This window comes from Brachybacterium sp. Marseille-Q7125, from assembly GCF_023062615.1.
In the GTDB taxonomy this organism is placed as follows: Bacteria; Actinomycetota; Actinomycetes; order Actinomycetales; family Dermabacteraceae; genus Brachybacterium.
Genome location: NZ_JALLAL010000025.1, coordinates 13,893 through 26,067 on the forward strand (window position 1 = coordinate 13,893; position 12,175 = coordinate 26,067).

The window sequence follows — 12,175 nt, forward strand, 5'->3', positions numbered from 1 at the left end:
CGCGGTCCTCGCGCAGGACCTGCTTTCTCGGTTCTTCCCCCGCCACCGGATGGTGCGGGGCCTGGTGCCCGGGTGGTCTGCCGCCCTCGCCGCCGCCCGGATGCGGGTGGTGGGTCAGGACCGATGGCCGACGAGCCCTGGTGGGCACGCGAAGTCATCCGGACGGACCGGATGCTGCGGCGAGTCTATCCGACGCTGGGCTCGCCGTGCGCGCGTGATGCGTCACCTGTGGGCGGGTGCCGGGGTGACCGGTGGCCGGGTGCCGGGTGCCGGGGCGACCTCTCCTCCACAATGCCCCTTCATCCACAATCCGGGCGGCACGGCAGCGGAGCCAGGCGCCGGACCGGCAGGCTCTCGGCATGACTGCACCACATGCTCTCCCCCGTCCTCGCACCCTGCTGCGCGCCGTCCTCATGGGTCTGGCGCTCGTCATCTGTCTGCTGCCGTCAGCGGCTCTCGCCGATGGCGTGGACGGTGCCGATGGCGTGGGCGGTGCCGATGGCCTGGGCGGGGCGGAGGACTCACCGGCATCGTCGGCGCGGTGGATCTGGCCGCTTGTGCCGCGGCCGGAGGTGGTGCGGGGTTTCGAGGCACCGGAGAGCCGGTATGGCCCCGGGCATCGAGGGATCGACCTGGCCGTGCCCGCAGCCGGGGCATCCGTGCGCGCGGTGGAGGACGGGGTGGTGCGCTTCGTGGGGATGGTGGCGGGGCGCGGGGTGGTCTCGGTGACGCATGCCGACGGGCTGATCTCGACCTATGAGCCGGTGGCAGGGACGGTCCGACGGGGTCAGCAGGTCCAGGCCGGGGACGTGCTGGGGACGGTGGAGCCGGGCTCGGCGCCGGGGCACTGTCCGGGGCAGCTGTGCATGCATCTGGGGGCGCGGCGGGGTGCGGACTATGTGGACCCCTTGCTGCTGCTGGGGATGCGAGGGCCGAGCGTGCTGCTGCCCTGGAGCGGCGGGGCTGGCGCGGGCTCTGGTGTGAGCGCAGGGTCAGGCGCTATCGCGGGAGCGTCGGGGCCTGCGGCGGGAACGTCGAGGGGCGTGGCGGGAGCAGGGTCAGGCGCGCGGGTGGGCTTGCTCGACGGTGCGGCGCAGTCGCTCGGCGCTGACATGCGTGTAGATCTGGGTGGTGGCGAGCGAGGAGTGCCCGAGGAAATCCTGGACGCTGCGCAGGTCCGCTCCGCCTTCGACGAGGTGGGTGGCGGCGCTGTGGCGCAGCGTGTGGGGGGTGATGTGGCGTTCGACCCCGGCGGCGGCGGCATGCCGGTCCACGAGGGTGCGGACGGCCCGATCGCCGAGTCGGCCTCCGCGCACCCCGAGGAACAGGGCGGGGCCCGCGGTCGCGGCTGATGCATTCTCCAGGACGACGGGCCTGCCCTCGCGCACCCAGCGCTCCACTGCCTCCACGGCGAGGCGGCCGACGGGGACGATGCGCTCTTTGTCGCCCTTGCCGCGCACGCGCACGGTGCGGGCGGTGGCGTCGATGCCCGGCAGGTTGAGTGCCACCAGCTCGGAGACGCGCAGGCCGGAGGAGTAGAGCAGTTCGAGGACCGCGGCATCGCGCAGCTGGATCGCCTGCGCGAGCGGGTCCTCGGCGGGGCGGTCCAGAGAGTTCAGCGCGGCCACGGCCGGGGCCCCATTATTCGCCGGGATCCGATTATTCGCCGGGGTCCCATTATTCGAGGTCGACCGGGTTGTCCCGGCGTGGTCCCCTCCAGGGTGTTGGCTGTGTCTGTCGCTGTCCGCAGCTCCATTCTCGCCCGCGGCTCCGTTCTCGCCAGCGCTGCTTTCCCCTGCCTGGTCGAGGAGCTGCTTCGCCTGCGCCCCAGTGAGGACGGCGGGCAGGTGGCGGCCACGCTTTGGGGCACGCAGCCGCCCGCCGACGTCATGCGGGATCCGCCCGGTGGCGGCGAGCCAGGTGGTGAAGGTACGGGCTGCCGCAGCAGAACGGGCGAGCGTGCTGGCACTTGCACCGGTCTCGGCGCGCGCACCGAGCCAGGCCCGCAGGGCGGTGACGTCGAGCTCTGCCAGGGGGATCCGCTCCTGGTCGCGCAGGTGGGTGAGCAGTCCCGCGGCCTCGCGTCGGTAGGCCCGCACGGTGTGCTCGGAGCGCCCGCGCTCGAGCCGTAGGTGCTCGATGAAGGCGTCGAGCACCGCAGCCTCAGGCTGCGAGGGCGGCTGAACGGACGGTGCGGGCATGACATCCAGTCTCCCGCAGACCGTTCCGCGAAGACTCTCAGGACCGTGCCCGGGCGCGTCGGACCCGGCCCCCGGACCGTTCCACGTGCCCCATCAGATCCAGGCGAGCGAGTGCCGCCTGGACATCGACGGGACTGAAGCCGATCTCCTGGGCGATGCGCTCCGCAGAGAGCGCAGAACGTGGCGGGACCGCATCCAGCACGCGCCGATCCGCCGGGGTCAGCAGATCCAGTGCATCTTGGCGGGCGAAGGCCCCCTCCCCTGCCGCCGGTCCGCCTGGCAGGAGGTCCTGCACGTCCTGTCCTTCGGTGATGAGCACGGCCCCGCGCTCGCGGATGATCCGGTGGCAGCCGGCGCTCGCCGCGGAGGTCACCGGGCCCGGGACCGCGCCGACGGGACGGGAGAGGTCATCGGCATGGCGCGCGGTGGACAGCGCTCCCGAACGCCAAGACGCCTCGACCACCACGGTTGCCTGAGAGAGGGCGGCGATCAGCCGGTTGCGTGCCAGGAACCGCCAGCGCGTGGGCGCCGTGCCCGGCGGGGCTTCACTGACCAGCAGGTGCCGCTCCCGGATGCGTTCGAGAAGCGTCGTGTTGCCGCGCGGATAGAGGCGGTCCAGTCCCCCGGCGAGCACCGCGATCGTTGCGCCATCGGAGGCGGCGAGCGCCCCACGGTGGGCGGCGGCGTCGATGCCGTAGGCGCCGCCGGAGACGACAGTGCCGCCGTGTGCGGCGAAGGCTGCGGCCAGCGACCCGGCGGTGTCCTCGCCGTACGGGGTCGAGGCGCGTGAGCCCACCAGGGCGATGCTCCGGGGCGTGATGAGCTCGTCGAGGAGTCCGGGCCCATGCAGCCACAGGCAGTGCGGAGCGGTGTGCTCGAGGTCCCCGAGCATCATCGGCCATTCCTCATCTGCGGGGGTGATGACGCGGATGCCGCGTCGCTCAGCATCGGCGAGCGCGCGCGGCAGGTCCACGACCTTCAGGCGGGCACGCCAGCGGGCCAAGGCTTTCGCGGCGCGGGAGCGGTGACTGCCGGGGGACGGATCTGCGGCGTCGCTCGGCAGGGTGCCACCGAGGGCCTCGAGCAGCTCATGATCGGTGGCCTCCCGCGCGGCCTCGAGGGCCGCTGCCGGCCCGAGCACGGAGCGAGCCAGGTGAGCGACGGGGTCGGAGGGTTCGGCGATCAGCGACCAGGTCAGGCGCGCAGTCCGTTCCGCGGCTGCCGCGGTGCGGGAGCTGCGGGTGTCGATGGCGGAGCTGGTCATCGTCGGTCTCCTTCGCGCAAGGTGAGGGCGAGGCCGATGTGATCGGCCGCGGGGGCGTCGGCACCGGCGAGGTCCGCGAGAGTCCAGGCCAGGCGCAGCACCCGGTCATGGCCGCGCAGGGTCAGGCGGCCCTGGGCCACCGCGTGCTCGAGGAGGCGGCGTTCGGCCGGGGCGGGGGCGAACTCCCCGCGTAGCAGCGGTCCGGGCAGATGGGCGTTGGTGGACCAGGGCCGTCCGGCATAGCGGGCTGCCTGTCTCTCCCGGGCTGCGGCGACGCGCGCCGCGATCGCCGCACTGGGTTCGGTGTCCTCACCTGCGGTGCGGTGGAAATCGGCCGGCCCCACGTGCAGGCGCATGTCCACGCGGTCCAGGACCGGGCCGGACAGCCGCGAGAGGTAGCGGCGGCGCTGCAGCGGGCTGCACGAGCAGTCAGCGCCCTTGCCCCACGCCTTCCCACAGGGGCACGGGTTCGCGGCCAGTACGAGCTGGAAGCGGGCGGGGTACCGGGTGACGCTGCGGGTGCGATGCAAGGTGACGTCCCCGGTTTCGAGGGGTTCACGCAGCGCCTCTAGCACGCGGGCGGAGAACTCCGGGGCCTCATCGAGGAACAGCACCCCGGCGTGGGCACGAGAGATCGCACCGGGGCGAGCGATCCCGGCCCCACCTCCGACCACAGCAGCGGCGCTCGCGGTGTGGTGCGGGCTCTCGAACGGGGGTGTGCGCAGCAGGCCACCGCGCGCGTCGAAACCACCGGAGAGCGAATGGATCGCGGAGACGGCCAGAGCATCCTCGGTCCCCAGCGGGGGCAGGATTCCCGGCAAGCGGGAGGCGATCATGGTTTTGCCCGCCCCGGGCGGGCCCACCAGCAGCAGGTGGTGCGCACCGGCGGCGGCGACCTCCGCGGCAAGCCGCGCCTGTGCCTGCCCGATCACATCGGCGAAATCCGGACTATGTCCGCCCGGCACGTCACCGGTCGCGGTGTCCTCACGCACCGCGGAACCGTCCTCACGCGGGGCGGCGCCCCCGGTGCCCGGGATCTCCTCCCGGTCCGGGGGCGGAGGGATATCAGCACCCCAGCGCAGCAGCAAGGTCGCGAGGTGCTCGGCCCCCTCCACGTCCAGGCCCTCCACGAGCTGCGCCTCCGGCAGGTTGCCAGCGGGGACCACGGCCCGCCGTGCCCCGGCGTCACGGGCGGCCAGCAGGGCGGGAAGCACCCCGGGGATCGGGCGCAGAACCCCGTCCAGCCCCAGCTCCCCCAGCAGCACCGTGTCCGGGGGCGGTGGCTGCGGCAGATCCTCCTGCGCGGCGAGGACCGCCACCGCGATCGCGAGGTCGAACCCGGACCCGTGCTTAGGCTGCCAGGCCGGGGAGAGGTTCACCGTGATGCGACGCTGGGCCAGATGCAGACCGCAGCGGGCCGCAGCGGCGCGCACCCGATCCTTGGCCTGCAACGTCGAGGAGTCCGGCAGGCCCACCAGCGCGAAGGCGGGCAGGCCCGGGGAGACATCGGCCTCGACCTCCACCATGGAGCCGTCCAGGCCTGTGAGGCTGACGGACAGGGTGCTGGCGTGCCCCATTCAGCCCACCGCCCGTAGATGCTCAAGCGTGAAGGTCCCTTCGGGGTGGGCGTGAACGGCGATCACGTCGATGCGCACATCGCGGTGCGGGATCTGCTGCTCCATGAGGTACTGCCCGGCCAGCAGGCGCAGACGCCGCAGCTTCTGGCCGGTCACGGCGGCCTGCGGGACGCCGGTGACGAAGCTGCGGCGGGTCTTGACCTCGCAGAACACGAGGGTGGTGCCGTCCAGGGCGATGATGTCCATCTCTCCGTGCCGCAAGCGCACATTGCGTTCGATGATCTGCCAGCCCTGGGCGGCGAGGCGTTCGGCGACCAGCTGCTCGCCGACGGCGCCGAGTTCGCGGGTGCTCATCGCCCGCACGGCCCGCGGGGGTGTCGCGGCGGTGGGGTCTAGGGGCTGCGGTGGGTGCAGTCCGGCGGTCGGGGGCTGGGTCTTCGTCAGTGCATCCATGCCCGCCAGCGTGGCCGGAGCGGGGCACAGTGCGATAGGTCACCGCTCAGATTGTGGATGACGGGGCATTGTGGAGGAGAGGTCGCAGCGCCCGGCTCCCGCGCCGCTCGATCCCTGTACCGCAGCCCCGACGCTGCCCGTCGGGCCGTCAGGGCAGGGAGAGATCCTGCTTGTTGAGCTCCTCGATGTTGACGTCCTTGAACGTCACCACGCGCACGGAGCGCACGAAGCGGTTCGAGCGGTAAATGTCCCACACCCACACATCGGCCAGGCGCAGCTCGTAGAACACCTCGCCGCCGGCGGAGCGGACCTGCAGGTCCACCTGGTTGGCGAGGTAGAAGCGGCGCTCGGTCTCCACCACGTAGGTGAACAGACTGACCACGTCGCGGTATTCGCGGAACAGCTGCAGTTCGAGATCGGACTCGTAGTTCTCGAGGTCCTGGGAGCTCACCGACTCTCCTCCCTGTCGTGCCCAGACGGCGGGGCCTCCCACAGTACGCCAGGTGCAGGCCCTGCCGAGCCCAGGCGCCAGGAGCGCCGATGCTGGGCGTGCGGGCCCAGGCGGTCGATCGCCTCGCGGTGCACCGCCGATCCGTAGCCCTTGTTCGAGGCCCAGCCGTACTCCGGCGTCTCCTCAGCCAGCTCGGCCATCCGCGTATCCCGCGCGACCTTCGCCAGGATGCTCGCCGCGGCGACCGATGCGCAGTCCCGATCGGCCTTGACGCGCAGCTCAACGTGCGGCACCGTGCCCTCCGCGGCGGCGAGCACGGGGGTGAGGACATCCACGCTGCCATCGAGCAGGACCGCATCCACCTCCCCGGTCTGCTCCTCGATCTGCGCGAGGGCGCGCAGGGCGGCGCGGGTGAGGGCGGTGACGATCCCGGCCTCGTCGATCTCCTCCGGTCCGGCCCAGCCGACGGCGGTCGCGAGGGCCGCATGCTGAATCGGTTCGATGAGCGCTTCGCGGCGCCGGGCAGTCAGGGCTTTGGAGTCGCGCACGCCCTCGGGCAGCGCAGAGACCGTGCCGTCGCGGATCTCGATCGCGCAGGCCCCCATCGCGACAGGACCGGCGAGCGCACCGCGACCGACTTCATCGATGCCCACCACGATGCGGCGGCCGGGGCCGCAGCGGGCCGCGAGCGTCAGCTCCGTCGTGAGGTCGGGGGCCGCAGCGCCCCTCACGGCGACTCGGGGATGTCGGCGAAGGCATCCTTGCCGCCGCTCAGGCCGGACCAGCGATCCATCGGCCAGAACACGGTGACGGCGCGGCCGGTGATGTCGGCCTGATCCACGAAGCCGTTCTCCCCGTGGTGCTCATGCCAGGCGGAGTCCGCGGAGGCGTGGCGGTTGTCGCCCATCACCCACACCTTGCCCGCGGGCACGGTGACATCGAAGGGGACCTGGCAGGGGGAGGTGGCGGGGTTGATGTACGGCTCGTCGACGAGCACGCCGTTGACCTCGAGCTGCGCCCCCTCCTCGGCGCAGACCACGCGGTCCCCAGGCATGCCGATCAGGCGCTTGACCAGGTGATCCTGGGAGGGATCGGGGGCCAGACCCACCAGCGACAGGGCCATCAGCACCCGCACCCGCGGGGTGGGGTTGTCGGTGGCGTCACCCGGGATCCAGTCGCCGGGATCCTCGAAGACGATGACGTCGCCGCGCTCGAGATCGAACACGCCGGGGCTGAGCTTGGAGACGAGGATCTTGTCATCCGTCAGCAGGGTGGGGTTCATGGAGGCGGAAGGGATGTAGAACGGCTGGATCAGGAAGGTCTTCACCAGCACCGCGATGACCAGCGCCACCACCATCGTCACCAGGGTGTCCAGCCACAGCGGCAGCCGCGTGCGGCGCTGCTCGCCGTCTGCAGCGTCCTCGAGCTTGGCAGCGTCCTCTGCGCTCTCATCCCACGGATCTGCCGGGTCCGCGAAGCCTGCCGGGGCGGTCGAATCTGTGGCAGCGGTGCGTCGGTCAGCGGCGACGGTCTCTGCGCCTGCAGCATCCGCAGGATCCGCCGTCTCCGGGATCTCGGAGTCGGCGGTGCGGTGCTGATCGGGCGCGTTCATCGTCGGGATCTTATCGGCCGAGCCTGAGTCTCAGAGCTCACCGGCACGCGACAGTGGCCACACCACTCGATCGGCGCGGCCCATCACACGCTCGACGGGGATCATGCCGCCGCCTGGTGCACCCAGCAGGTGGCGCGAATCGGTGGAGTCGGCGCGGTTGTCCCCCAGCACGAACACACGCCCCTCAGGCACCTCGAGGTCGAAGGTGATCTCGCTGGGCGCAACCCCGGCAGCGAGGTACGGCTCCCCGATCGGCTCCCCGTTGACGGTGATGCGTCCATCGGCTCCACAGCAGGTCACGCGGTCACCGCCGATGGCGATGACGCGCTTGAGCCAGAACCGGCCGCCCACGGCGCCGTCGGCACCCTCCTGCCCCTCCCCCGTGGTGGGCTCGAAGTACCCGCGGCCGTCGAAGACCACCAGCTCTCCCCGCTCAGCGGTACCGCGTGCGGTGCGATCCACGAGCACCACATCCCCCGGCTGGACGGTAGGAGCCATTGACGCGGACGGGATGTGGAAGGGGCGCACCACGAAGGTCCGTACGCCGAACGCTGCCACGAGCACCAGCACGACGCAGACGGCGGCGGCCACCAGCAGGTGGGGCCGCCGCCGTCCGAACATCGTCGCAGAGCGCATCCGATGGATCAGGAGTGCTCGCGCTTCTCCCGGATACGAGCCTTCTTGCCCGTGAGGTTGCGCAGGTAGTACAGCTTCGCGCGGCGGACGTCTCCGCGGGTGACGACCTCGATCTTGTCGATGGTCGGGGCGTGCACGGGGAACACGCGCTCCACACCCACGCCGAAGGACACCTTGCGCACGCGGAACGTCTCCCCCACGCCGTGGCCCTGGCGGCCGATCACGTAGCCCTGGAAGACCTGGATACGGGAGCGGTTGCCCTCGATAACCTTCACGTGCACCTTGACGTTGTCGCCGGCGCGGAACGCGGGAAGGTCCTCGCGCAGCGAGGCCTTGTCGAGCTCGTCGAGCTTCTGCATGTCTGTTTCTCCTGCCCTCCGCCTCAGGTCGGACGGCGTCGTTCGTCGGCCACCCTGGCGGGGGCCTCGCGGAACCGTGTGGCCGGCCCGGGCGTGCCCGGGTACCGGTGTGCTGGGCCTCTGGCGGCGACTCCCATCGCCACGGACCTGCCCGACCGCTTCTCGCGCCCTCCCCTGAGGCAGAGGGACGCGCGGTGCGCACGAGGGGTCATTCTGTCAGCGCGCCCGGCGCGACGGCAAGCGGCCGGGCACAGTTCGTGCCGGTCATCACCGCGCAGGGCCGACCGGGGCCGCTCCCCCGCCGCTGCGCACGTACCGGGGCCCCGCACCGAGGCCGATGGGCGCTGCGCGCCGCGCCTCTGTCAGGACTCGGCGTGGCCCGGCTCCAGCAGGTCCGGTCGTCGCTCCCGGGTGCGGGAGATCGCCTGCTCGCGCCGCCACGCGGCGATGCGGCCATGGTCTCCGGACAGCAGGATCGCGGGGGCCTCGCGGACCACGCCGCGCGGGTCCTCCCAGCGCGCCGGGCGGGTATACAGCGGATACTCCAGCAGCCCCTCAGAGTGGGACTCCTCGACGAGGGACTCGGCGTTGCCCACCACGCCGGGAATCAGCCGCACCACAGCCTCGGTGATCGCGAGCACCGCGACCTCACCGCCGTTGAGGACATAGTCACCGAGCGAGGCCAGAGCCACCTCGCAGCCTGCATCGGCCAGATGCTCATACACCCGCTCGTCGATGCCCTCATAGCGGCCGCAGGCGAAGATGATCCATTGCCGACTCGACCACTCCTGGGCGGTGGCCTGCGCGAACAGCTCCCCCGCCGGGTTCGGGAACACGATCAGCGGTTCCGCCTGCTCTCCCAGCTGCGCCTGCCCCGCCTCCCGCACGGCGGCGAAAGCCTCCGCCCACGGCTCGGGCTTCATGACCATGCCGGCCCCGCCTCCGAGTGGCGTGTCATCCACCGTGCGGTGACGATCATGGGTCCATTCGCGCAGGTCATACACGTGCAGGTCCACCAGGCCTTCGCGGCGGGCCTTGCCGATCAAGGACAGTTCTAGCGGGGCCAGGTAGTCCGGGAACAGGGTGATGACGTCCAGACGCACAGTCGCTCAGCGCTTCCGGCTCGGCTGGCTGGTCTCCGGCTCCGGGCCCTGCTCGTCTTCCGGCAGCTCCTCGAGCAGGCCACCGGGCGGATCGGCCCGCACCACGCCTTCCTCGAGGTCCACTTCAGGCACGAGCTGGGTGACCAGCGGGAGTTGCACCCGTCGGCCCGTGGCGGCGCGCACCACCAGCAGGTCCTGCGCCGGGTAGTGCTCCACATCCACGATGACACCCAGCTCCCGGTCATCCTCGATGTGTCGCACCGGCAGGCCCTTCAGCTGGGAGGGGTACCAGGCGTCCGGGTCCTCGGCGGCCTCCTCGGCCTCGTCCACCTCGATCACGAGGTCCACGCCGCGCAGAGACTCCGCATCGGTGCGGTCGGTGACCTCGTCAAAGGCTACGTACCAGCGGTCCTGCTGGAGGCGGGTGCGGGCCACGGTGAGGGTGCGCTGCTGCCCATCGACCATGACGGTGAAGCTCGCCCCGCGGCGCAGACGCTCCTCGGGCTGGTCGGTGCGCAGCTGCAGCGCCACCTCACCGCGCAGGCCGTGGGCCCGGCCGATGGTCGCGACGATGACGTCACGCATGCTCATGCTGTCTCCTGATCCTGCTGGTCACCGGGACGCGGAGCGCCCACCACCGCACTGTTGTCCTCGTCCTCCACCACTGCGGGGACGTCATATCCGACGTCCCGGCAGGCTGCAGCGAGCTGATCCAGGGGCTGCTGGATCCCGTCGGACCACATGTCACCCTGCAGAGCGTCCTGGAATGGCACGCGCACCGCGTCGATCCCGGCCCGCACTGCCTCGTCGTCCACCGCGGCGCTCTCCCGCGCCAGCAGATCCTCGGTGGCCTGCACATCGTCCATCCGCTCCGCGGGAACATTCCGACCCCCCAGCCCCACCAGGCGGAACATGTTCGAGGTGAGGACATTGGCGTTGGCGAAATGGATCAGCGTGCTGGGAGTGTCGTAGATCCGCGAGCACACGAGCGGCGCGGGCTTCGTCCCGTCCTCCCCGGGCTCGATGATCCAGGTGGCGGCCGTCGAGGCGCCCTGGCACGCGGCGGCCAGGCCCTCCCAGGCGTCGCGGAATCCGTCGCGGTCGGCGTCCTGGCCGTGCTCGGGCTCGGTGCGGAACCACTCGGCGAGGGCCGTCGCAGCCTGCTGCGCCTCCTCGGGGGCAGCGTCGAAGACGGCGTCGATGTCATCACCGGTCATCGTGTAGAAGAAGGGGTCCGACGGGCCGACGTCGGGCGCTGTCGCAGCGCGGTCCAGCACCACCCGGGACAGGGGCGCGGTGTAGTCGGGGTCGCCGTAGAACTCGGTGCAGGCGGTCTCGAGCGCAGCCTCCGCGGCGGGGTCTGCGGTGGGATCGCCCGGGGCCGCCCCACCCCCGTCGGACACTCCGGCACCGGGGGTGGGTTCTGGCGCGGGGTCGGTGCAGCCGCCCAGCAGCGCAGCGGCCGCGGCGAATGCGGCGATGCCGGTCAGCGCGCGGGAGCGGGAATGACCGGAGCGGTGCTGCCGGGACCCGTAGGTCACCGCGGCAGCACCGCTCCCGATGGTCATGCGGGGCACCTCAGCGCCGGTCGACGTCGACGATGTCGACGCGCACATCGTCCTCGGACAGCGCCGTGGTCACCGTGCGCAGGGCACGTGCGGTACGACCCGAGCGGCCGATGACGCGGCCGAGGTCCGCGGGGGCGACCCGCACCTCGAGCAACGGGCCGCGGCGCGTGGACTTCTCGGTCACACGCACCGCCTCGGGATCGTCGACGATGCCACGGACGAGGTGGTCCAGAGCTTCGGCGCGGGCGCTCATCTCAGGCCTCGTCGGTGGAGGCGGCGTCGGCGTCCTCGGCGGACTCGCCCTCAGCCGGGGCCTCCTCGGAGCCGGGCTCGACGTCGGAGGACTCCTCGTCGCTGTCCGCGGCGGCCTTCTCAGCCTCCTCCTCGGCCTTGGCCTTCTTTGCGCCCTCACGGGACTCAGAGGCAGCCTTGTCGGCCTCGGCGATGAGCTCCTCCGCGGACTTCTTCGCCTCCGCGGACTTCAGTGAGCCGGCGGAGTCTCCCTCACCGCTGAACTTCGCCCAGTCACCGGTCACCTTCAGCAGCGCGGCGACCTGCTCGGTCGGCTGCGCGCCGACGCCCAGCCAGTACTGCGCGCGCTCGGAGTCGATCTCGATGACCGAGGGCTCCTCGGTGGGGTGGTACTTGCCGATCTCCTCGATCACGGCGCCATCACGCTTCTTGCGCGAATCAGCCACGACGACACGGTAGAACGGTGCACGGATCTTGCCCATGCGCTTCAGGCGGATCTTGACAGCCACGTGGGTGGACTCTCCTTCAGGGATGTTCGGGTGAGTGCCGCCGCTGCCTGTGGGGTGATGCGGGCGCTGACGGTCCTCGGGGTGTCATGCACGAGCGGGTAGAGGGCCGGCTCGGGCACATACGCTCGTCAAGTATGCCAGGTGGCGGCGGCACGGATCCAGCCCAGGAGGCTGTGCCCCGGGGCACATG

The 12,175-nt window shown here is 71.7% G+C and carries 14 protein-coding genes and 1 pseudogene; 1 reads left to right on the forward strand and 14 read right to left on the reverse strand.

Features of this window, described 5'->3' with window-relative positions; all coding sequences use genetic code 11:
- Window positions 1-413: 413 nt before the first annotated feature.
- Window positions 414-848: pseudogene (locus MU407_RS07900) on the forward strand (M23 family metallopeptidase); the annotation flags it as partial.
- Between the two features lie 210 nt (window positions 849-1,058).
- Here the strand turns inward: MU407_RS07900 and MU407_RS07905 are convergent.
- The 14 genes from MU407_RS07905 to rpsP all read right to left on the reverse strand — a co-directional run bounded on the left by MU407_RS07905 (window position 1,059) and on the right by rpsP (window position 11,985).
- Window positions 1,059-2,201 (reverse strand): tyrosine recombinase XerC, encoded by a 1,143-nt coding sequence (locus MU407_RS07905; protein ID WP_246956612.1) that lies wholly within the window; start codon window positions 2,199-2,201, stop codon window positions 1,059-1,061.
- 37 nt (window positions 2,202-2,238) lie between these two features.
- Window positions 2,239-3,465 (reverse strand): DNA-processing protein DprA, encoded by a 1,227-nt coding sequence (gene dprA, locus MU407_RS07910; protein ID WP_246956613.1) that lies wholly within the window; start codon window positions 3,463-3,465, stop codon window positions 2,239-2,241.
- On the reverse strand, window positions 3,462-5,042 hold the full coding sequence (locus MU407_RS07915; RefSeq protein WP_246956614.1) for a YifB family Mg chelatase-like AAA ATPase: 1,581 nt from the start codon (window positions 5,040-5,042) through the stop codon (window positions 3,462-3,464). The genes dprA and MU407_RS07915 overlap by 4 nt, the downstream gene beginning before the upstream one ends.
- A complete protein-coding gene (locus MU407_RS07920) occupies window positions 5,043-5,495 on the reverse strand; it encodes a YraN family protein (RefSeq protein ID WP_246956615.1) in 453 nt (150 codons plus the stop codon).
- Window positions 5,496-5,643: 148 nt separating this feature from the next.
- A complete protein-coding gene (locus tag MU407_RS07925; protein ID WP_102236629.1) occupies window positions 5,644-5,946 on the reverse strand; it encodes a DUF2469 domain-containing protein in 303 nt (100 codons plus the stop codon).
- Window positions 5,943-6,677, reverse strand: coding sequence for a ribonuclease HII (locus tag MU407_RS07930; RefSeq protein WP_246956616.1), 735 nt, complete (start codon window positions 6,675-6,677; stop codon window positions 5,943-5,945). The genes MU407_RS07925 and MU407_RS07930 overlap by 4 nt, the downstream gene beginning before the upstream one ends.
- Window positions 6,674-7,558 carry a signal peptidase I gene (lepB, locus tag MU407_RS07935; protein ID WP_246956617.1) on the reverse strand — a complete coding sequence of 295 codons (885 nt, stop codon included), beginning with the start codon at window positions 7,556-7,558 and terminating at the stop codon, window positions 6,674-6,676. The genes MU407_RS07930 and lepB (MU407_RS07935) overlap by 4 nt, the downstream gene beginning before the upstream one ends.
- A gap of 30 nt (window positions 7,559-7,588) precedes the next feature.
- Entirely contained in the window at window positions 7,589-8,194 is a 606-nt protein-coding gene (gene lepB / locus MU407_RS07940; RefSeq protein ID WP_246956618.1) for a signal peptidase I, read from the reverse strand.
- Window positions 8,195-8,202: 8 nt separating this feature from the next.
- Window positions 8,203-8,553, reverse strand: a complete 351-nt coding sequence (rplS, locus tag MU407_RS07945; RefSeq protein ID WP_102236632.1) for a 50S ribosomal protein L19 — start codon at window positions 8,551-8,553, stop codon at window positions 8,203-8,205.
- A 362-nt stretch (window positions 8,554-8,915) separates the two neighbouring features.
- Complete coding sequence (trmD, locus tag MU407_RS07950; RefSeq protein WP_246956619.1) at window positions 8,916-9,656, reverse strand: tRNA (guanosine(37)-N1)-methyltransferase TrmD; 741 nt, start codon at window positions 9,654-9,656, stop codon at window positions 8,916-8,918.
- Window positions 9,657-9,662: 6 nt separating this feature from the next.
- On the reverse strand, window positions 9,663-10,247 hold the full coding sequence (gene rimM / locus MU407_RS07955) for a ribosome maturation factor RimM (RefSeq protein ID WP_246956620.1): 585 nt from the start codon (window positions 10,245-10,247) through the stop codon (window positions 9,663-9,665).
- Window positions 10,244-11,224, reverse strand: coding sequence for a hypothetical protein (locus MU407_RS07960; RefSeq protein ID WP_246956621.1), 981 nt, complete (start codon window positions 11,222-11,224; stop codon window positions 10,244-10,246). The genes rimM and MU407_RS07960 overlap by 4 nt, the downstream gene beginning before the upstream one ends.
- A 10-nt stretch (window positions 11,225-11,234) precedes the next feature.
- Window positions 11,235-11,477 carry an RNA-binding protein gene (locus MU407_RS07965; protein ID WP_246956622.1) on the reverse strand — a complete coding sequence of 81 codons (243 nt, stop codon included), beginning with the start codon at window positions 11,475-11,477 and terminating at the stop codon, window positions 11,235-11,237.
- Between the two features lies 1 nt (window position 11,478).
- Complete coding sequence (gene rpsP / locus MU407_RS07970) at window positions 11,479-11,985, reverse strand: 30S ribosomal protein S16 (protein ID WP_102236637.1); 507 nt, start codon at window positions 11,983-11,985, stop codon at window positions 11,479-11,481.
- Between the last annotated feature and the right edge of the window lie 190 nt (window positions 11,986-12,175).

Coding starts and splice junctions, on each gene's coding strand:
- MU407_RS07905 (WP_246956612.1), bottom strand. CDS start 2,201: ATGCCCGCACCGTCCGTTCAGCCGCCCTCGCAGCCTGAGGCTGCGGTG.
- rimM (WP_246956620.1), bottom strand. CDS start 10,247: ATGAGCATGCGTGACGTCATCGTCGCGACCATCGGCCGGGCCCACGGC.
- lepB (WP_246956617.1), bottom strand. CDS start 7,558: ATGAACGCGCCCGATCAGCACCGCACCGCCGACTCCGAGATCCCGGAG.
- lepB (WP_246956618.1), bottom strand. CDS start 8,194: ATGCGCTCTGCGACGATGTTCGGACGGCGGCGGCCCCACCTGCTGGTG.
- MU407_RS07915 (WP_246956614.1), bottom strand. CDS start 5,042: ATGGGGCACGCCAGCACCCTGTCCGTCAGCCTCACAGGCCTGGACGGC.
- MU407_RS07965 (WP_246956622.1), bottom strand. CDS start 11,477: ATGAGCGCCCGCGCCGAAGCTCTGGACCACCTCGTCCGTGGCATCGTC.
- rplS (WP_102236632.1), bottom strand. CDS start 8,553: ATGCAGAAGCTCGACGAGCTCGACAAGGCCTCGCTGCGCGAGGACCTT.
- MU407_RS07960 (WP_246956621.1), bottom strand. CDS start 11,224: ATGACCATCGGGAGCGGTGCTGCCGCGGTGACCTACGGGTCCCGGCAG.
- dprA (WP_246956613.1), bottom strand. CDS start 3,465: ATGACCAGCTCCGCCATCGACACCCGCAGCTCCCGCACCGCGGCAGCC.
- MU407_RS07920 (WP_246956615.1), bottom strand. CDS start 5,495: ATGGATGCACTGACGAAGACCCAGCCCCCGACCGCCGGACTGCACCCA.